The organism is Flavobacterium sp. (assembly GCF_044349645.1).
Taxonomy (GTDB): domain Bacteria; phylum Bacteroidota; class Bacteroidia; order Flavobacteriales; family Flavobacteriaceae; genus Flavobacterium.
The window spans coordinates 1-18179 of the sequence record NZ_JBIKQP010000035.1; the positions used below are offsets into that span (position 1 = coordinate 1).

The window sequence follows — 18179 nt, forward strand, 5'->3', positions numbered from 1 at the left end:
GACGAACGGACCGTGCTTCTCTAACGCGGATGCAAAAATACAACTATTTTTTATTTGCACAATAGCTGATGTATATTTTTTTGATTTTTTTTAATATGCCTTCGCAAATAGCACTCTTCCAACTGATAGTTTCCCAGTAAATACACATACTCCAGCCTCTTCTACTCTATCCAAAGGTAGACATCTTATGGTTGCTTTTGTTAAATCTTTTATTTTTTCTTCGGTTTCAGCAGTTCCGTCCCAATGTGCAGAAACAAACCCACCTTTACCCTCTAATACTGATTTAAATTCTTCAAAATCATTTACTTCTGTAATATGAGTATCTCTATAATTCAATGCTCTTGCAAACATTTCTTCTTGAATTTGAGATAATAAATTATTGATATAAATTTCAATACCTTCTTTAGAAACGATTTCTTTTGTTAAAGTATCTCGTCTTGCAACTTCAAAAGTTCCGTTTTCTAGATCTTTTGGACCTACGGCAATTCTAACAGGCACTCCTTTCAATTCATATTCATTGAATTTAAATCCAGGTTTTTGATTGGTTCTGTTATCGTATTTAACAGAAATATTCAATTTCTTTAATGCTTTAACTACTTCATTAACCTTAGCAGTAATCTCCTCTAATTGTTCGTCTGATTTATATATTGGAACTATAACTACTTGGATAGGTGCTAAATTTGGAGGCAATACCAATCCATGATCATCGGAATGAGTCATTACTAACGCTCCCATTAATCGTGTAGAAACGCCCCATGAAGTTCCCCAAACGTATTCTTGTTTCCCTTCTGCATTAGCAAATTTAACGTCAAATGCTTTTGCAAAATTTTGTCCTAAAAAGTGAGATGTTCCAGCTTGTAGCGCTTTTCCATCTTGCATTAAAGCTTCAATACAAAAGGTTTCATCTGCTCCTGCAAAACGCTCTGATTCTGTTTTTAAACCTTTAATTACAGGAATCGCCATGAAATTCTCAGCGAATTCTGCATATACATGCATCATTTTTTCAGATTCTTCAATTGCTTCTTCTCTTGTTGCATGAGCTGTATGTCCTTCTTGCCATAAAAATTCTGCAGTTCTTAGAAACAATCTAGTTCTCATTTCCCAACGAACCACATTAGCCCATTGATTAATTAATAAAGGTAAATCCCTATAAGATTGAACCCATCCTTTATAGGTAGACCAAATAATTGCTTCACTTGTAGGACGAACAATTAATTCTTCCTCCAATTTTGCATTTGGGTCAACCATTAACTTTCCTGGTTTATCGGGGTCATTTTTTAATCTGTAGTGAGTTACAATTGCGCATTCTTTTGCAAATCCTTCAGCATTTTTTTCTTCTGCTTCAAACATACTTTTTGGAACAAAAAGAGGAAAGTACGCATTTTGATGACCTGTTTCTTTAAACATTCTGTCTAACTCGGCTTGCATTTTCTCCCAAATTGCATAACCATATGGTTTTATAACCATACATCCTCTAACTCCTGAATTCTCAGCAAGGTCAGCCTTGACAACTAACTCATTATACCATTTTGAATAATCCTCGGATCGTGTTGTTAAGTTCTTGCTCATGATATTATAATTTGGCACTAAAATTGTTTAACAAATTTTAACTAAATAGTTCGGCAAAACTAACTATTTTTGTAATGAACAACAATATAAAATGCATAGATATGAAAACTAATTATTTTTCTTCGGCAAAATCGACCTCAATTTATTTTATAATTTTTGGTTTTAGCATGCTAATGGTTTCATGTGGATCATTAAAAAGCAGCACTTATTATGATCGTGATGGCATTTATGGGTCTGACGAAAATGAGAATAGAGCAGCTGAAAATAACGTTGATAAATATAAGGATTACTTCAGTGCTTTAAGAGAGAAGAATGAGCAAGATCAAGTTTTTACAGATGTAGAAAACTATTCTTCAATTCAAGATTCAGTAGTAAATCAAACAGAGACTGAAAGAACAAATTATTCTGGATGGGGAAATAACCAACAACCAGTAAATATAACTATTTATGATAACAATTGGGGTTGGAACAATTGGGGTTATAACTCCCTTTGGAATTATGGATGGAATTGGAATTTAGGTTGGAATTCATGGTACGGTCCAAACATAGGATACGGCTGGGGTTGGAACAATTGGTATGGCCCAAATATTGGTTGGGGATGGGGTTGGAATAATTGGTGGGGACCTAACTACGGCTTTTATGGTTGGGGTGGTTACAATTATAATAACCCTTATTATTATTCGTACAGTAATGGAGTTCGTGGAGGTCGTTCAAGCGGTCGAGTTTCAGGAAGATACGATTTTGGTAGATCTGGGATTACAAGCACAAGAGACAATTCTTCTACAGGTAGAAGAAATAATTTTACCAATGGAGTTAGAAATTCTGATCAAAGTTCGCCAAGAAGTTTCAATAGCGTTAGAACCAACGATAGTAATCCTAGATCAATCAATAGTAATCCTAGAAATTACAGTTCAACAAGAGCAGAAATTACAAATCCAAGAGCTGATAATGAAGCCCCAAGAAATTTAACTCCTGTAAGAGTGGAGCCATCTTCCCCAAGAGGAGAAAGCTCTTCACCTAGAAGTTATTCTCCAAGTCCAAGTTATGGCGGTGGCGGTGGCGGCTTTGGCGGCGGAAGATCTGGAGGAGGTTCAGTCGGCGGCGGTAGACGATAGTCATTGATTTTATTTACACCATTTAATAATTATAATGAAAATGAAAAAAAATATAATATTATTGACTTTAAGCTTCTTTAGTACATTAATATATTCTCAAGATATTACAGATGCACTACGTTTTTCGCAAGACAACATATTAGGAACGGCAAGATTTAATGCCATGAGTGGAGCATTTGGAGCTTTAGGAGGAGATTTTTCTTCTATAAATGTTAATCCAGCGGGTTCGGCAATATTTTTAAACAACCAAGTTGCTTTAACAACATCTACTTATGGAGTAAATAATAAATCAAATTATTTTGGCTCAAAAGACACTGAAAATTCTACTTCAGCTGATATAAATCAATTTGGTGCTGTATTTGTTTTTAAAAATACTGACAGACGAAGTGAATGGAGCAAATTTAGTTTTGCTTTAAACTATGAAAATGCTAATAATTTAAATAATGTTATTTTTTCATCAGGAACCAACCCTACAAATTCCATAGGTGAATATTTTAGATATTACGCCAATAGAAATGGTGGTGTTTCACTACTAAATTTACAAACCCAACCTAGAGAATCTATATCTGATTTATATGATTTTTTAGGATCAAATTACGGATTTGGAACTCAACAAGCTTTTTTAGGATATCAAGCTTATATTTTAGATCCAGCTACAAATTATAATGAAGCTTCGAATAGAAATTACGTTTCTTTAATACCTTCAGGTGGAAATTATTACCAAGAAAACTTTATTAGATCAAATGGATATAATGGTAAGCTTTCATTTAACGCATCTGGACAATACAAAGATAAATTCTATTTCGGGGTTAATATCAATACCCGATTTATTGATTATACTCAAACAACAAGTTTCTACGAAGACAATTCGAATAATTTATTGTCTGGCGTCCAAAGATTGCAATTTGACAATGAATTGACCACATATGGAAATGGGATTTCATTTCAATTGGGAGCTATTGCAAAATTAAATAAGGAAGTTCGTGTGGGTTTAGCATATGAATCGCCAACATGGTATGAAATTTCAGATCGCCTTTCTCAAGGTATTTCTTCAGTTAGTGCAAATGCAACCGGTGAATTGCCAACAGTAAATGTAAATCCAATGATAGTAAATATTTACGAACCATACCGATTAAGGACTCCAGGGAAATGGACAGGAAGTTTTGGATATATTTATCAAAAATCAGGATTAATAAGTGTTGATTATTCTATCAAAGATTATGGAAATATGGCATTTTCACCAAATAACAATTATCGTAATATAAATTCTGAAATTGAAAACAATCTTGGAGTAGCGACCGAACTTAGAATTGGTGGTGAATACCGAATAAAAGCTTTAAGTTTGAGAGCAGGTTATCGCACCGAGAAAAGTCCGTACAATAACCAAACAACTATTGGAAATCTAACAGGATATTCAGGAGGATTAGGTTATAATTTTGGAGGAACAAAATTAGATTTAACGTATTCTCATTCTCAAAGAGAATACCAGTACCAGTTCTTTAATGTTGGAATGACTGATTTTTCCAAAATAAATGCAGTAATGAACAATATTGTTTTTTCGATTACATTTGAATTATAATTGATAATATAAAAAAAAAGGCTGCCTATAGTGCAGCCTTTTTTATTTATACTATTCTTTTAAATTGATAAATCGGTTAAATGCATCTAGTTTTCTTTTGGATATGGGAATAATAGCGCCATTCTCCATTTCACAACTATTCCCATCTGTTTTGATAATCCTTTTTAAATAGCGCATATTGATTACATAGGAATTATGGATTCTAAAAAAACTACTCTTGTCTAAAACCCTACTTTCATAATCCCCAATATTTTTACTTGAAATAGATACTTTTCCATTTTGAAGATAAAAATTAGTATATCTACCATCCGATTTACAAAAAATAATATCATTCATTTTTATAAAATAAATCTCCTCAACGGTAGCAATGGCTACATAATCACGAATAAATTTCTCTTGGCTTTTATAACAATCATTTGAATTATTTTATATTAAATTAGATATCAAGAAACTAGTTACTCTACATTAATATAATACAGTTAACCGTTGAACAATATACAAAAATGGAATCCAATTCAACTATCGAAAAAAATCTTTTTTTAATATAAAAAAAAGCATTTGATTTCTCAAATGCTTAATAAAATAATATATGACTTAATTATTTTTTTTCTGCCATTTTAGCACAACATCCTGCTTTTTTTTCTTTGTCACAAGACTTAGTTTCTTTAGCACATTCTTTTTTGTCTGCTGCTTTTGGTTTTTTCTCTTGAGCGTTCATACTCATAGAAGCTGTAAATAGTGATAAAGCTAACACTGCAATTAAATTTTTCATATTTATAAATTTTAATATTAATATTCTTAATGTAAATGTAGGAATATTATTTTAATATTTAAATCAATCAAAATTATTTTAACATTTTCATTTGACAAAAGAAAATAAGAAAATAAAAAAATAATTAGGATATTTGTAAAAAAGTAAACCTATGAAAAATTATAGCATATCATTATTACTGGCAATTTTCAGTACAATTAGTTTTGCCCAAGTACAACCAACAAAATACATTAAATTAATTTCAAAAGAATCTTTAAAAACGAATCTTTATATAATATCCTCGGATGAAATGGAAGGTCGAAATACCGGAACTAAAGGCCAAAAGAAAGCGGGTGAATATCTAATTTCACAATATGTTAATGCTGGAATTTCATTTCCTGACGGAGCTACTGATTTTTATCAAAGAATACCTGCAGCGTCATTAAATTCTAGAAGAAATGGAAAATTACCCGATTCAGAAAATATATGGGCTTTCATAAAAGGTTCAGAAAAACCAGATGAAGTTTTAGTAATTTCAGCTCATTACGATCATATTGGTGTTGAAAATGGAGAAATTTATCATGGTGCCGATGATGATGGTTCGGGAACAGTAGCCGTTTTAGAGATTGCAAAAGCGTTTCAAAAAGCTAAAGAAGAAGGAAACGGACCAAAGCGTTCCATACTTTTCTTACATGTTACAGGTGAAGAACATGGTCTTCTAGGATCTAAATATTATTCAGAAAATCCTTTATTTCCAATTGCAAATACAATTACTGATGTGAATATTGATATGATTGGTAGACGTGATGATTTACATAAAAATTCAAATGACTATGTTTATATAATTGGTTCCGACTATTTATCGTCTGATTTATATACAATTTGTGAAGATGCAAATAAGAATTATATTAAAACAAATTTAGATTATACTTTTAATGATAGAAATGATCCTAACCGATTTTATTATCGTTCTGATCATTACAATTTTGCAAAAAAAGGAATTCCATCTGTATTTTTATTTAATGGAGTTCATGCAGATTACCACAAACCCACAGATACTGCTGATAAAATAGAATTTGATGCCTTAGCAAAAAGAGCGCAATTGGCATTTGCAATAGCATGGGAATTGGCAAACAGAGATAATCGTCCAGTGGTTGATAAGCCTGGAAATTAGATTATATTAGTGATTTAGATTTATAAAAACAAAAAACCATTTTACTTTCGTAAAATGGTTTTTTCAAAAAGAGCCGGCGGAGGGACTCGAACCCACGACCTGCTGATTACAAATCAGCTGCTCTAGCCAACTGAGCTACGCTGGCGACTAATTTCGAGTGCAAATATAGAATTGAATTTGTAAAATCCAAAATATATTTTACCTTTTTTTATAGTTTTATCTATTGTAAAGCGTTGATTTTAGTAATCAATTGATTAGCAACTTGTTCCAATTCAACATTGATTTGTTTGAAATGTGCTTTTTTGTTTTCAACATTTTTTGCGTTTACTTTTCCAATTAAAGAATCAAAACTTACAATTGCTTCGTCAATTAATGCATTTGTTTCGTCTGTTGGTTTTCCAGTAGTTGCAATTTCAAATAAATAAACTGCTTCAATAATATCACCTAAAACGTAGTTGATGTCTTTTTTTAAATTTCTAACGTTTGCCATTTTATATTTAATTTAATTTAAATTTTCGTCTGCAAAAGTACATATAAACTTTCTATTAAAGACTATGAAATATAAATTTCTAGTAAAGTTGCATTCCCTGAAAGTTTAAAATCGGTCATCACTGCAGGAATTAAAATCGTATCCCCTTTTGAATATTGGTAATGAACTTGTTTGTATTCTATTTGAAAGTCCCCGTCTGTACACATAAAAACAGTGAATGAAGTAGCAGACTTTGAAACTTTAAATTCGCCAGATAAATTCAAATAATTTGTTGTGAAATAAGGACAATTAACCATTTCATTAGAAACATTAACATCCTTACAGTAACCTTTCTGGGTTTCTACCTTATTGTAATTAATGGCATCTAATGCCAATTCAACGTGTAATTCTCTCTTATTTCCTTCAGAATCTACTCGGTCAAAATCGTACAAACGGTAGGTGATATCAGAAGTTTGTTGGATTTCAGCCACCAATAACCCAGCGCCAATAGCATGAACTGTTCCTGTTTCAAGAAAAAATACGTCACCAGTTTTAACTTTTACCTCATCTAAAATATCAAGCAAGGTATTATTTTCTAAATGCGTAACATATTCTTTCGAATTTGAATTTTCTTTGAAACCAACTATAATTCTAGCATCTTCATCGGCTTGCATGATATACCACATTTCTGTTTTACCAAAAGAATTGTGTCGTTTTTTTGCCAATTCGTCATTTGGATGAACTTGAATTGATAAATCAGTTTTAGCATCTAAATATTTGAATAATAAAGGAAATTGTTTCCCAAATTGATCAAAAACACTAGTCCCTAAAACTTCATTTGGAAAATTGTCTATTAATTCATTTAAGGAAACTCCTTTGAAAGCTCCTCTTGAAATAACACTTACATCACCTTTAACAGTAGAAATTTCCCAACTTTCGCCAGTTATATTTGAAGTAATCGGTTTGTTTAATTCCGTATTTAATTTTTCACCTCCCCAAATTCTATCTTTCAAAATAGGATCAAATTGTAATGGATAAATATCAAATTTCATGGCTTTCATTTATTAAGGATTTTAATGCTATAGAGATGTGTTTTGTCGCCATTACACTGTCAAATATCATTGTGATTATTCCTAATTTATTTATTATATAGGTAACTCTACCCGGCAATAATCCGAATAATTTATCAGGAACACCAAATAGTTTTCTGAGTTTTTTATCAGTATCCGATAGTAAAATAAATGGAAGTTGGTATTGATTAGTAAATTTTTTATGTGAACTTGCAGTATCACCACTAATGCCTATCACCTCAGCTCCTAAATCGATAAAATCTTCGTAGGAATCTCTAAATCCACAAGCTTGCATGGTACAGCCTGGAGTATTGTCTTTTGGATAAAAATAAATTACAACTGGCTTTATGCCAATTACAGCTTTACTGTCAAATGAAGTTCCATTGGCATCAATTGCTACAAAAGACGGTGCCTTATCACCAATTTTTAATGACATTATTCTCCTTTATAGGTTACAAAATTACGGGGAGTTTCATACAATACAACTTCTAAATCGAATTTTGAGTCAATTCTATTTCTAATTTTATTCCAAATTACAACTGCAATATTCTCGGCTGTAGGATTTAAATCTAGAAATTCAGGAACATCCAAATTCAAATTTTTGTGGTCAAATTTATCTTCAACTTCGGCTTTAATTAAATCTGATAGAATTTTTACGTCCATGACATATCCCGTTTCTGGATCAATTGGGCCTGTAACACTAACAATCATTTCGTAATTGTGCCCATGAAAATTTGGATTGTTGCATTTACCAAAAACTGCATTATTTTTTTCAAATGTCCAGTCTTTTCTATACAAACGGTGGGCTGCATTAAAATGAGCTTTTCTACTTATGGTTACTTTCATCGTGTAAATTATATTTTATGATCTTCAATGTAATGGTAAAATTCATCAAATATTATTTTGAACCAAATCGTATAAATATCAGGATTGTTAATCATATCATTCTTAATATCTTCAATTTTCATCCACTTCCAGCTTTCTACTTCCTCGGTATTTATTTCAGGTTCATTGTTGAAATATCCAATCATCACATGATCTAATTCATGTTCTGTTAATCCATTATCAAAAGGAGCTTTATATATAAAATGAAACAACTCTTTCAATTTTGCTTCAAATCCCATTTCTTCTCTTAGCCGTCTAGTTCCAGCTTCGATATTGGTTTCACCTACACGCTGGTGACTGCAGCAAGTATTGGTCCATAATAAAGGAGAATGGTATTTATGGTTTGCTCTTTGTTGAAGCATTATTTCATTATTATTATTTAAAATAAAAACAGAAAAAGCACGATGTAAAACCGCTTTTTCATGAGCTTCCATTTTTTCCATTGTTCCAATTGGTTCGTCCAATTCATTAACCAATATTACTCTTTCTTCTACCATAGATTATTTATTGCCAGTCAAAAATACAAAAAAAGAAATGGTAATTCACTAGAAATAAAAATTGAAGATTCTTTTTTAACGACTTTTGAAGTTTGTCCATAAAAAAACTGCAAATTAATTTACAATCATATTTGCAGTTTTTTTTAATTTTAGATAGTATAATTTCTATAAAATATAATCTGTATTTATGAAATTCGACTCCTTACTATTTAATAATTGTTGTAAAATTTCATTGTTGTATTCATTGTCTTTTGAAGCTACAAATGTTCGGATCGAGAAGGAACGAAGAGCATCGTGAATACTTAATGTTCCCACAGCAGAATCTTTTCTTCCGGTAAATGGGTAAACATCTGGACCACGTTGACAAGAACTATTTAAATTTACACGAGTTACCAAATTCACTAATGTATCAATCAGTGGAGCAATTGTTTTAATATCTTTTCCAAACAAACTCACTTGCTGACCATAATTGGATTCCGCCATATCATTCAATGGTTCTTGAATATCTTTGAAGGTAATTATGGGAACTACAGGTCCAAATTGTTCCTCATGATAAATCCTCATTTGCTTGTTAATCGGATACAAAATTGCTGGGAAAATATAATTATCAGAATGTTGTCCTCCTTTAGAATTGATAACTTTTGCTCCTTTACTTGTAGCATTATCAATCAATCCTTGAATGTATGCAGGTTTTTCTTTTTCAGGTAATGGAGTTAAAAAAACCGATTTATCCCATGGATTACCAAAATTTAAGGCATCCACTTTCTCTGCAAATCTTCGATTGAATTCATCAACAATAGATTCATGAACGTATATTATTTTTAATGCAGTACATCTTTGACCATTAAAAGACAAACTTCCCGAAACACATTCTTGAATTGCCAAATCCAAATCGGCATCAGCCAAAACAATAGCTGGATTTTTAGCTTCTAATCCTAAAACAAGTCGTAATCTGTTCTTATTTGGGTGTTGGTCTTGTAAAGCAATTGCTGAAATACTATTACCAATAAAGGCTAAAATGGAAATTTTTCCAGTTTGCATTATGGGAGATGCGACTTCACGACCTCTTCCATAAACGATATTAATAACTCCTTTTGGGAAGCTATTTTTAAACGCTTCCAACAATGGTGAAATTAATAAAACACCCAATTTTGCCGGTTTAAAAATTACTGTATTTCCCATAATTATTGCAGGAATAAGTAATGTGAAAGTTTCATTTAACGGGTAATTATAGGGCCCAAGACACAAAACAACCCCAAGAGGTCCGCGGCGAACCATAGCATTAATACCTTGGCTTTTAGTAAAACGTGCGCAATTTCTATCTAATTTTTTATAATCCTCAATTGTATCAACAATATATTCTACAGTCCGATCAAATTCTTTTTCTGAGTCAGGTAGTGATTTTCCAATTTCCCACATCAAATATTTAACCACTTCATTTCGCGTTAATTTCATTTGACGGACAAAATTCTCCATGCATTTTATTCGATCCACCACTTTCATTGTTGGCCAATTTCCCTGACCGTTATCATAGGCGTCTACTGCAGCTTGAACCACTTCTTGAGCTTCACTATTTCCCATGGTTGGAATAGTTCCCAAAAAAGTAGGTTCGTAATTTTCAGTAGATGAAATTGTAGAATAGACATTGGTTGTTGGCCCCTTCCATTCCTTCAATTCTCCATTTACTAGATAGGTATTTTGCAATAAGGGCGCGGTAATCTTAAATTCTTGAGGTATAAAATTCATAAGATTTTTTTTGTAAATTTAAGAATATTTTGAATTTTAAGTTACTAATTATAAATAAATTAAGTAAAAAAATTACCGAATTGTCATTATCATAATTATATTAAAATAAGTACAAAAAAAATGTATTATTAAAAATGAAATGGAGGTTTTAGAGAAAATAATTTGAAATAAAAGGTTTTCGTTTAAAAAGGCAAAATCTTTATAAATTGAGTGCTTCAAAAACCTTTATTGCGCATTTTTCACCATCTATAGCGGCTGAAATAATTCCTCCTGCATATCCTGCACCTTCACCACATGGGTAAAGTCCTCTAATTTGAAGGTGTTCAAAAGATATTGCATCTCGAGGAATTCTCACCGGCGATGATGTTCTAGATTCTGGAGCGTGTAAAATTGCTTCATTGGTTAGATATCCTTTCATCGATTTTCCAAATTCCGAAAAACCTTCTCTTAATATTTGAGATAAAAATCCAGGAAAAACTTGCCCCATTTCTACAGAAGTAGTACCGGGCACATAAGATGTTTTAGGAATTTCAGATGATACTTGGCTTTTAGCAAAATCGATCATTCTTTGTGCAGGAACTTTTTGTGTTTCACCGGCTAAATGCCAAGCTTTTTGTTCAATACTTTTTTGAAACTCTAAACCTGCTAAAGCCCCAAATTTAGAATAGGGCGCGAAATCTTCTAATTTTAATTCGATAACTATCCCTGAATTTGCTGTAGCTTGATCTCTTTTTGATGGAGACCAACCATTTGTCACCACTTCCCCGGGACTTGTAGCACATGGCGCAATAACGCCTCCAGGACACATACAAAAGGAGTACATTCCCCTACCTCCCACTTGTTTAACTATAGAATAAGGTGCCGGCGGTAAAAGTTCGCCTCGATAATCACAACTGTATTGAATGCTATCAATTAGACTTTGTGGATGTTCAGCCCTTACGCCCAAGGCAAATGGTTTCGCCTCAATAAATATATTTTTTCGGTCTAAAAGTTCGAAAATATCCCTTGCGGAATGTCCCGTTGCCAATATGATTTTATCGGAAAGAATTGTATCACCAGATTGAGTTACAATTCCTTGAACTTCATTGTTTTTTATAATAATATCGGTGAGTCGAGTTTCAAAAAGTACCAAACCGCCCATTTCAATTATTTTCTCCCGAATATCTTGAATGATTTTAGGCAATTTATTAGTACCAATATGCGGGTGGGCTTCAATTAAAATGTCATCAGAAGCACCGAAACCGACCAATAATTCTAGTATTCGAGTAACGTCTCCTCTTTTCTTTGAGCGCGTATATAATTTTCCGTCAGAATAGGTACCTGCTCCCCCCTCGCCAAAACAGTAGTTGCTATCTTCATTCACTATATGATCTAAATTAATTGCTTTTAGATCTCGACGACGACCACGTACGTCTTTTCCGCGTTCAATAACTATTGGCTTTAAGCCCAATTCAATTAATTGCAATGCAGCAAAAAGTCCTGCGGGGCCAGCGCCAACAACTATAACTTCAGGAGAATTTGATACATTTTTGTAGTCTGGCAATTGGATCTTTTCTTCTTTGAATTCGTCTTGCTGAAAATAGATTGCAACTTTTAGATTAATTTTAATTGCCTTTTGACGAGCGTCAATTGAACGCTTCAAAATAGAAATGTGTTTAATATCAGCTACAGAAGCACGAATTAATTTCGCAACTTGTTCCTTAATAAGCTGATCATTAACTGCGATTTCTGGAGCGACTTGTAATAGAAGTTCTTGAGGCATTATTAATTTTATTAATCTATTTGCAAAAGTAGTAATTTGAAGTGGATCTGTGGATAATAACTTTGTGACTTTTATAACAAAAACTTACCTTTGACCTATCAAGCAAAATCATGACTAGACAAATAAAACTAATATGGGATTTTAGAGGTGCAACCGCTGAAAAAACAGCGGAACACCATGTGATTCACCTTAAACAATATATAGAATCCGAAAAATTAGACTTGGAAATTACCGGTTTTTCAGTGGTTAATGAATTCCATTCTATTGCATTTATGGTTGTCAATGAAAGTGAAATGATCGCTGTTCGTGACCGACTAAAGCCTCACCGAGGTGAGGTTTATGGTTAATTTAATTCGCAACCTCACTAATGAATTTAATTCTCATTAATCGCAATTCATTAATATCGTATTCACCGTCAAATTCTTTCAAAGCTTCTTCAATACTATCTGACTCCGATTCCATAAAATACTCATGAATTTCTTCTTGTTGGTCGTCATCCAAAATTTCATCAATCCAGTATTTAATATTCAACTTAGTTCCAGAATAGACAATTTGTTCCATTTCTTTGATTAAAGTCTCCATATTCAATCCTTTTCCACTTGCAATATCATCAAGATTTAATTTCCTATCAATGTTTTGAATAATATAAAGCTTGTTCAATGAATTGGCACCCGTAGATTTTACAACTAAATCATCAGGTCTTAAAATATCATTTTCATCTACGTAATTTTTAATTACATCAACGAATTCTTTACCATATTTTTTAGCTTTTCCTTCCCCAACACCATGTATGTTACTCATTTCATCTATAGAAATAGGATATTTAAGCGACATGTCTTCCAAAGAAGGATCTTGGAAAACCACGAAAGGGGGCACGCCTAATTTCTTAGCTACTTTTTTACGTAAATCCCTTAAGATTACCATTAAAGTTTCATCGGCAACACCCGAAGATTTTGCGGCAGTTACTATAGCTTCGTCCTCAGTTTCATTGTATTCATGGTCTTCGGACATCATAAAAGATTCTGGATTTTTGATAAAATCTAAACCTTTATCAGTAATTTTTATAATACCGTAGGTTTCAATGTCTTTCGATAATAAACCATCAACCAATACTTGACGAAGTAAAGCCATCCAATAACGCTCTTCGAAATCAGATCCACAGCCAAAGAATGGTTGGGTATCGGTTTTATGCGCTTTTATCATGGCATTTACTTTACCAGTTAAAGCAAATACAATTTCTTTAGATTTATATAAATGCTTCGTATCTCGAACCATTTCAAGTAGTTTAACCACTTGATCTTTGGCTTCAATTTTGTTTTTTGGATTTCGAACATTATCGTCCATATCGCCACCTTCGCCTGTTTCGGTATCGAATTCTTCACCAAAATAATGCAACAAGAATTTTCTACGTGACATTGATGTTTCGGCATAAGCCACCACTTCTTGAAGTAGCGCAAAACCAATTTCTTGTTCTGCAACGGGTTTACCTGATAAGAATTTTTCTAATTTTTCAACATCTTTATAAGAATAGTAAGCCAAACAATGCCCTTCACCACCATCTCGTCCGCCACGACCCGTTTCTTGATAATAGCTTTCAAGTGATTTAGGAATGTCATGATGAATTACAAATCGAACGTCTGGTTTATCAATTCCCATTCCAAATGCAATTGTTGCCACAACAACTTCTACATCTTCCATTAGGAACATGTCTTGGTGTTTTGCTCTGGTTTTTGCATCTAAACCAGCATGATAGGGTACGGCGCTAATTCCATTAACTTGTAAAACTTGCGCAATTGATTCTACTTTTTTTCTGCTTAAGCAATAAATTATTCCTGATTTACCTTTATTTTGTTTTATAAATCGGATAATATCAGATTCTATATTTTTAGTTTTTGTACGAACTTCGTAAAATAAATTTGGGCGATTGAATGATGCCTTGAAAGTATTTGCATCAGCCATTTCAAGATTTTTTAGAATATCTTCTTGAACTTTTGGCGTTGCTGTTGCGGTTAAACCAATAACTGGAGCATTACCTAATAACTTAATGCTATTTTTCAAATTTCGATATTCTGGTCGGAAATCATGTCCCCATTCAGAAATACAATGTGCTTCGTCAATAGCAACAAATGAAATATTAATATTTTTAAGAAACTTTATATATTCGTCTTTCGCCAAAGATTCTGGGGCTACATATAGTAATTTAGTTAATCCTGAGGTAATATCTTTTTTAACCTGATTTATTTCTGTTTTATTTAAAGAAGAATTCAAAACGTGAGCAATACCATTTTCTGAAGATAAACTCCGAATGGCGTCCACTTGATTTTTCATCAAGGCTATTAAAGGAGAGACAATAATTGCAGTTCCTTCCTTCATTAATGCGGGTAATTGATAACAAAGGGATTTACCTCCACCAGTAGGCATAATAACAAATGTATTTTTACCAGCTATTAGGCTTCTAATGACTTGTTCTTGCAAACCTTTGAATTGGTTGAAGCCAAAATATTTTTTTAATTCCTTATGAATGTCAATTTCGTTAGATTTCATTCTTAGTTAATAGTATTTTACATAAATTTGTGGTTCATAAAGATACGAATATCTTTAATAAATACAAACTTTATAAAAATCTGTTTTGAAAACAAACAAAAATATTTTAGAGATTGCTAAAAAAACAATCGAATCTGAAAGCAAATCTATAGCGAAACTTGCTGATTTACTAACAGATGACTTTTTAAAAGCAGTAGAAATTATCTATAATTCAAAAGGTAGATTAGTCGTTACGGGCATTGGGAAAAGTGCAATTATTGCTCAAAAAATTGTAGCATCGATGAATTCTACGGGCACACCATCGCTTTTTTTACACGCATCTGAAGCTATTCATGGCGATTTAGGTATGGTTCAGCCCGATGATGTGGTAATTTGTATTTCAAAAAGTGGTAATAGTCCCGAAATTAAAGTTCTAGTTCCAATTTTGAAACATTTTGGGAATTCTTTAATTGCAATTACAGGAAACACTACTTCATTTTTAGCAAAGGGTGCCGATTTTATTTTAGACACAACTGTTGAAAGTGAATCTTGTCCAAATAATTTAGCACCTACAAATAGCACCACTGCCCAATTAGTTATGGGCGATGCACTGGCAGTTTGTTTAATGGAATTGAGAGGATTTAATGCACAAGATTTTGCAAAATACCATCCAGGTGGGGCTTTAGGAAAAAAATTATTACTTCGTGTAGGAGATATGCTTGATCAAAGTCACAAACCTGAAGTTAGACCTGATACGAATATCAAAAAGGTAATTTTTGAGATTTCAGAAAAACGACTAGGTGTTACTGCAGTAATTGAAAACAATAAAGTAATTGGAATAATTACCGATGGTGATATTCGAAGAATGCTTAATAATAATGATACCTTTGCACATTTAACTGCAAAAGATATTATGACTAAAAATCCTAAAACCATTCAATTATCATCAATGGTAACGGATGCCTTAAATATTTTGGAAGATTTCTCAATTACCCAATTGATTGTTGCCGATCAAGAGGAATACAAAGGAGTATTACATTTGCATGACATACTAAAAGAGGGAATTGTATAATGGCGAAGAAAGCATTGAATGAAATGTCGTTTTTAGATCATCTTGAGGAATTGAGATGGTTATTGGTTAGAAGTACTTCTGCGGTAATTATTATGGCAATAGTTACTTACTTTTTTAGTGATTTTATTTTTGAAAATATTATTTTCGCCCCAACAAGCACTGATTTTTTTACTTATACCTATTTTTGTGAATTGTCACATCAATTAGGTGTTGCAGATAGTATTTGCATCACTGAATTGCCTTTTATTATTCAGAATACGGACATGGAAGGGCAAGTGAATATGTTTATTTGGACCTGTTTAACAGCAGGATTTATTTTGGCTTTTCCATATATTTTATGGGAGTTTTGGAAGTTCATTAGTCCAGCATTATATGAAAAAGAAAGAAAAAATGTTCGTGTATTTATTTTTGTTGCCTCCTTATTGTTTTTTATGGGAGTTATTTTCGGCTATTATGTAATTATTCCGATGTCAATTAACTTTTGCGCAACCTTTTCTGTTAGTGCAATGGTACAAAATCAATTTACCATTGACTCTTACATTGGCATGATGAAAACGTCTGTAATTGCGAGTGGATTGTTTTTTGAATTACCTATTATCATTTATTTCTTAACCAAATTAGGCTTGGTGACCCCAACATTTCTTAGGAAATATAGAAAATACTCAGTTGTAATTGTATTATTGATTGCTGCTATAGTTACGCCTCCAGATGTTGTAAGCCAAATTATTGTTGCTATACCAATGTTATTAATCTATGAAGCAAGTATTTTCATCTCTGTATTTGTTCATAAAAATAAATTAAAAGAAAATGGCTGATATCCTATCTGAATTCAACGATTACAGATCAAAAATGAACGAGAAGTTATTGGCAGACAATAACAAAATCGTAAAAAGAATATTTAATTTAGACACCAATGCTTATGCTGAAGGTGCTTTAGATGTAAAAACTAAAGAACTTTTGGGATTGGTTGCTTCTACAGTTTTAAGATGTGATGATTGCGTAAAATACCATCTTGAAACCAGTTATAAATTGGGTGTAACCAAAGAAGAAATGATGGAAGCAATGGGTATTGCAACGTTAGTAGGTGGTACAATTGTAATTCCACATTTGCGAAGAGCCTATGAATTTTGGGAAGCATTAGAAGACCAAAAGAAATAGCCTAAACTAAATAAATGTTAATGTGGTGAATCGGTAATTTTGTAATTCGTTAATTTGTGATTATAAAAATGAGACTCTCAAATAACCAAAAAATATGATATTAAGAGCGGAAAATTTAGTAAAAACATACAAAGGGAGAAGTGTTGTAAAAGGGATTTCAGTTGAAGTAAACCAAGGTGAAATTGTTGGGCTTTTAGGACCAAATGGTGCGGGAAAAACTACTTCGTTTTATATGATTGTAGGTTTGGTTAAACCAAATTCTGGAAATATCTATCTTGACGATATGAATATTACTGATTTTCCAATGTATAAAAGAGCACAACAAGGAATCGGGTATTTGGCACAAGAAGCTTCCATTTTTAGAAAGCTGAGTGTTGAGGATAATATATTAAGTGTTCTGCAATTGACTAACTACACCAAGGCAGAACAAGAGGCAAAAATGGAGAGTTTAATTGAAGAATTTAGCCTTAATCACATTAGAACAAATCGCGGAGATTTACTTTCAGGCGGAGAAAGACGTAGAACAGAAATTGCAAGATGTTTGGCAACCGATCCGAAATTTATATTACTAGACGAGCCATTTGCGGGTGTTGACCCAGTTGCCGTTGAAGACATTCAAAGAATTGTAGCGCAATTAAAAAATAAAAATATTGGGATTTTGATTACCGATCATAATGTTCAAGAAACATTAGCCATCACTGACAAAACCTACTTGATGTTTGAAGGAGGAATTCTAAAAGCCGGAACTCCTGAAGAATTAGTTGAGGATGAAATGGTACGAAGAGTTTACCTTGGTCAAAATTTTGAAT

Annotated in this window: 19 protein-coding genes and 1 tRNA gene; 8 read left to right on the forward strand and 12 right to left on the reverse strand. The window is 32.5% G+C overall.

The window, feature by feature from the left end; all coding sequences use genetic code 11:
* Positions 1–90: 90 nt before the first annotated feature.
* Positions 91–1569 carry a proline--tRNA ligase gene (gene proS / locus AC9UFV_RS07680; protein WP_509574524.1) on the reverse strand — a complete coding sequence of 493 codons (1479 nt, stop codon included), beginning with the start codon at positions 1567–1569 and terminating at the stop codon, positions 91–93.
* A 101-nt stretch (positions 1570–1670) separates the two neighbouring features.
* Here proS and AC9UFV_RS07685 point away from each other — a divergent pair, with 101 nt between their 5' ends.
* Entirely contained in the window at positions 1671–2684 is a 1014-nt protein-coding gene (locus tag AC9UFV_RS07685; RefSeq protein WP_509574526.1) for a hypothetical protein, read from the forward strand.
* Positions 2685–2724: 40 nt separating this feature from the next.
* A complete protein-coding gene (locus AC9UFV_RS07690; protein ID WP_509574528.1) occupies positions 2725–4263 on the forward strand; it encodes a transporter in 1539 nt (512 codons plus the stop codon).
* 51 nt (positions 4264–4314) lie between these two features.
* Here the strand turns inward: AC9UFV_RS07690 and AC9UFV_RS07695 are convergent, their stop codons facing one another.
* Positions 4315–4650: a LytR/AlgR family response regulator transcription factor gene (locus tag AC9UFV_RS07695; RefSeq protein WP_509574560.1), complete on the reverse strand. Its 336-nt coding sequence runs from the start codon at positions 4648–4650 to the stop codon at positions 4315–4317.
* 211 nt (positions 4651–4861) lie between these two features.
* Positions 4862–5035, reverse strand: a complete 174-nt coding sequence (locus AC9UFV_RS07700; RefSeq protein ID WP_509574530.1) for a hypothetical protein — start codon at positions 5033–5035, stop codon at positions 4862–4864.
* Between the two features lie 151 nt (positions 5036–5186).
* Here AC9UFV_RS07700 and AC9UFV_RS07705 point away from each other — a divergent pair, with 151 nt between their 5' ends.
* Positions 5187–6188: a M28 family metallopeptidase gene (locus tag AC9UFV_RS07705; protein WP_509574532.1), complete on the forward strand. Its 1002-nt coding sequence runs from the start codon at positions 5187–5189 to the stop codon at positions 6186–6188.
* A gap of 71 nt (positions 6189–6259) precedes the next feature.
* On the opposite strand, the gene AC9UFV_RS07710 is transcribed toward AC9UFV_RS07705, so the two are convergent.
* From AC9UFV_RS07710 to AC9UFV_RS07745, 8 genes are all read right to left on the reverse strand, one after another.
* Positions 6260–6333: transfer RNA gene (locus AC9UFV_RS07710), tRNA-Thr, on the reverse strand.
* 75 nt (positions 6334–6408) lie between these two features.
* Positions 6409–6678, reverse strand: a complete 270-nt coding sequence (locus tag AC9UFV_RS07715; protein ID WP_509519662.1) for a hypothetical protein — start codon at positions 6676–6678, stop codon at positions 6409–6411.
* A gap of 62 nt (positions 6679–6740) precedes the next feature.
* Complete coding sequence (locus tag AC9UFV_RS07720; protein WP_509574563.1) at positions 6741–7709, reverse strand: type I phosphomannose isomerase catalytic subunit; 969 nt, start codon at positions 7707–7709, stop codon at positions 6741–6743.
* A complete protein-coding gene (locus AC9UFV_RS07725) occupies positions 7699–8163 on the reverse strand; it encodes a peroxiredoxin (protein ID WP_509574534.1) in 465 nt (154 codons plus the stop codon). The genes AC9UFV_RS07720 and AC9UFV_RS07725 overlap by 11 nt, the downstream gene beginning before the upstream one ends.
* Positions 8163–8573: a 6-pyruvoyl trahydropterin synthase family protein gene (locus tag AC9UFV_RS07730; protein ID WP_509574537.1), complete on the reverse strand. Its 411-nt coding sequence runs from the start codon at positions 8571–8573 to the stop codon at positions 8163–8165. The genes AC9UFV_RS07725 and AC9UFV_RS07730 overlap by 1 nt, the downstream gene beginning before the upstream one ends.
* A gap of 8 nt (positions 8574–8581) precedes the next feature.
* Positions 8582–9109, reverse strand: coding sequence for an isopentenyl-diphosphate Delta-isomerase (gene idi / locus AC9UFV_RS07735; RefSeq protein WP_509574539.1), 528 nt, complete (start codon positions 9107–9109; stop codon positions 8582–8584).
* A 165-nt stretch (positions 9110–9274) separates the two neighbouring features.
* Positions 9275–10855 carry an NADP-dependent glyceraldehyde-3-phosphate dehydrogenase gene (locus AC9UFV_RS07740; RefSeq protein ID WP_509574542.1) on the reverse strand — a complete coding sequence of 527 codons (1581 nt, stop codon included), beginning with the start codon at positions 10853–10855 and terminating at the stop codon, positions 9275–9277.
* A gap of 199 nt (positions 10856–11054) precedes the next feature.
* On the reverse strand, positions 11055–12617 hold the full coding sequence (locus AC9UFV_RS07745) for an NAD(P)/FAD-dependent oxidoreductase (protein WP_509574544.1): 1563 nt from the start codon (positions 12615–12617) through the stop codon (positions 11055–11057).
* A 110-nt stretch (positions 12618–12727) separates the two neighbouring features.
* On the opposite strand from AC9UFV_RS07745, the gene AC9UFV_RS07750 reads away from it, so the two are divergent.
* Positions 12728–12964, forward strand: a complete 237-nt coding sequence (locus AC9UFV_RS07750; protein WP_509574546.1) for a hypothetical protein — start codon at positions 12728–12730, stop codon at positions 12962–12964.
* 1 nt (position 12965) lies between these two features.
* On the opposite strand, the gene recQ is transcribed toward AC9UFV_RS07750, so the two are convergent.
* Positions 12966–15161, reverse strand: a complete 2196-nt coding sequence (recQ, locus tag AC9UFV_RS07755; protein ID WP_509574549.1) for a DNA helicase RecQ — start codon at positions 15159–15161, stop codon at positions 12966–12968.
* A gap of 85 nt (positions 15162–15246) precedes the next feature.
* Here recQ and AC9UFV_RS07760 point away from each other — a divergent pair, with 85 nt between their 5' ends.
* The 4 genes from AC9UFV_RS07760 to lptB all read left to right on the forward strand — a co-directional run.
* Positions 15247–16212: a KpsF/GutQ family sugar-phosphate isomerase gene (locus AC9UFV_RS07760; RefSeq protein ID WP_509574553.1), complete on the forward strand. Its 966-nt coding sequence runs from the start codon at positions 15247–15249 to the stop codon at positions 16210–16212.
* Positions 16212–17027, forward strand: a complete 816-nt coding sequence (gene tatC / locus AC9UFV_RS07765) for a twin-arginine translocase subunit TatC (protein ID WP_509574555.1) — start codon at positions 16212–16214, stop codon at positions 17025–17027. Before AC9UFV_RS07760 ends, tatC begins: the two co-directional genes overlap by 1 nt.
* Positions 17020–17370 carry a carboxymuconolactone decarboxylase family protein gene (locus tag AC9UFV_RS07770; protein WP_509567322.1) on the forward strand — a complete coding sequence of 117 codons (351 nt, stop codon included), beginning with the start codon at positions 17020–17022 and terminating at the stop codon, positions 17368–17370. The genes tatC and AC9UFV_RS07770 overlap by 8 nt, the downstream gene beginning before the upstream one ends.
* Positions 17371–17464: 94 nt before the next feature.
* Positions 17465–18179: LPS export ABC transporter ATP-binding protein (gene lptB / locus AC9UFV_RS07775; protein WP_509574558.1), on the forward strand; the 715-nt coding region annotated here is incomplete at its 3' end.

What these genes read in the sequence shown, in the direction of transcription:
- proS (WP_509574524.1), bottom strand. Translation starts at nt 1,569, where the DNA reads ATGAGCAAGAACTTAACAACACGATCCGAGGATTATTCAAAATGGTAT.
- AC9UFV_RS07685 (WP_509574526.1), top strand. Translation starts at nt 1,671, where the DNA reads ATGAAAACTAATTATTTTTCTTCGGCAAAATCGACCTCAATTTATTTT.
- AC9UFV_RS07690 (WP_509574528.1), top strand. Translation starts at nt 2,725, where the DNA reads ATGAAAAAAAATATAATATTATTGACTTTAAGCTTCTTTAGTACATTA.
- AC9UFV_RS07700 (WP_509574530.1), bottom strand. Translation starts at nt 5,035, where the DNA reads ATGAAAAATTTAATTGCAGTGTTAGCTTTATCACTATTTACAGCTTCT.
- AC9UFV_RS07705 (WP_509574532.1), top strand. Translation starts at nt 5,187, where the DNA reads ATGAAAAATTATAGCATATCATTATTACTGGCAATTTTCAGTACAATT.
- AC9UFV_RS07715 (WP_509519662.1), bottom strand. Translation starts at nt 6,678, where the DNA reads ATGGCAAACGTTAGAAATTTAAAAAAAGACATCAACTACGTTTTAGGT.
- AC9UFV_RS07720 (WP_509574563.1), bottom strand. Translation starts at nt 7,709, where the DNA reads ATGAAATTTGATATTTATCCATTACAATTTGATCCTATTTTGAAAGAT.
- AC9UFV_RS07725 (WP_509574534.1), bottom strand. Translation starts at nt 8,163, where the DNA reads ATGTCATTAAAAATTGGTGATAAGGCACCGTCTTTTGTAGCAATTGAT.
- AC9UFV_RS07730 (WP_509574537.1), bottom strand. Translation starts at nt 8,573, where the DNA reads ATGAAAGTAACCATAAGTAGAAAAGCTCATTTTAATGCAGCCCACCGT.
- idi (WP_509574539.1), bottom strand. Translation starts at nt 9,109, where the DNA reads ATGGTAGAAGAAAGAGTAATATTGGTTAATGAATTGGACGAACCAATT.
- AC9UFV_RS07740 (WP_509574542.1), bottom strand. Translation starts at nt 10,855, where the DNA reads ATGAATTTTATACCTCAAGAATTTAAGATTACCGCGCCCTTATTGCAA.
- AC9UFV_RS07745 (WP_509574544.1), bottom strand. Translation starts at nt 12,617, where the DNA reads ATGCCTCAAGAACTTCTATTACAAGTCGCTCCAGAAATCGCAGTTAAT.
- AC9UFV_RS07750 (WP_509574546.1), top strand. Translation starts at nt 12,728, where the DNA reads ATGACTAGACAAATAAAACTAATATGGGATTTTAGAGGTGCAACCGCT.
- recQ (WP_509574549.1), bottom strand. Translation starts at nt 15,161, where the DNA reads ATGAAATCTAACGAAATTGACATTCATAAGGAATTAAAAAAATATTTT.
- tatC (WP_509574555.1), top strand. Translation starts at nt 16,212, where the DNA reads ATGGCGAAGAAAGCATTGAATGAAATGTCGTTTTTAGATCATCTTGAG.
- AC9UFV_RS07770 (WP_509567322.1), top strand. Translation starts at nt 17,020, where the DNA reads ATGGCTGATATCCTATCTGAATTCAACGATTACAGATCAAAAATGAAC.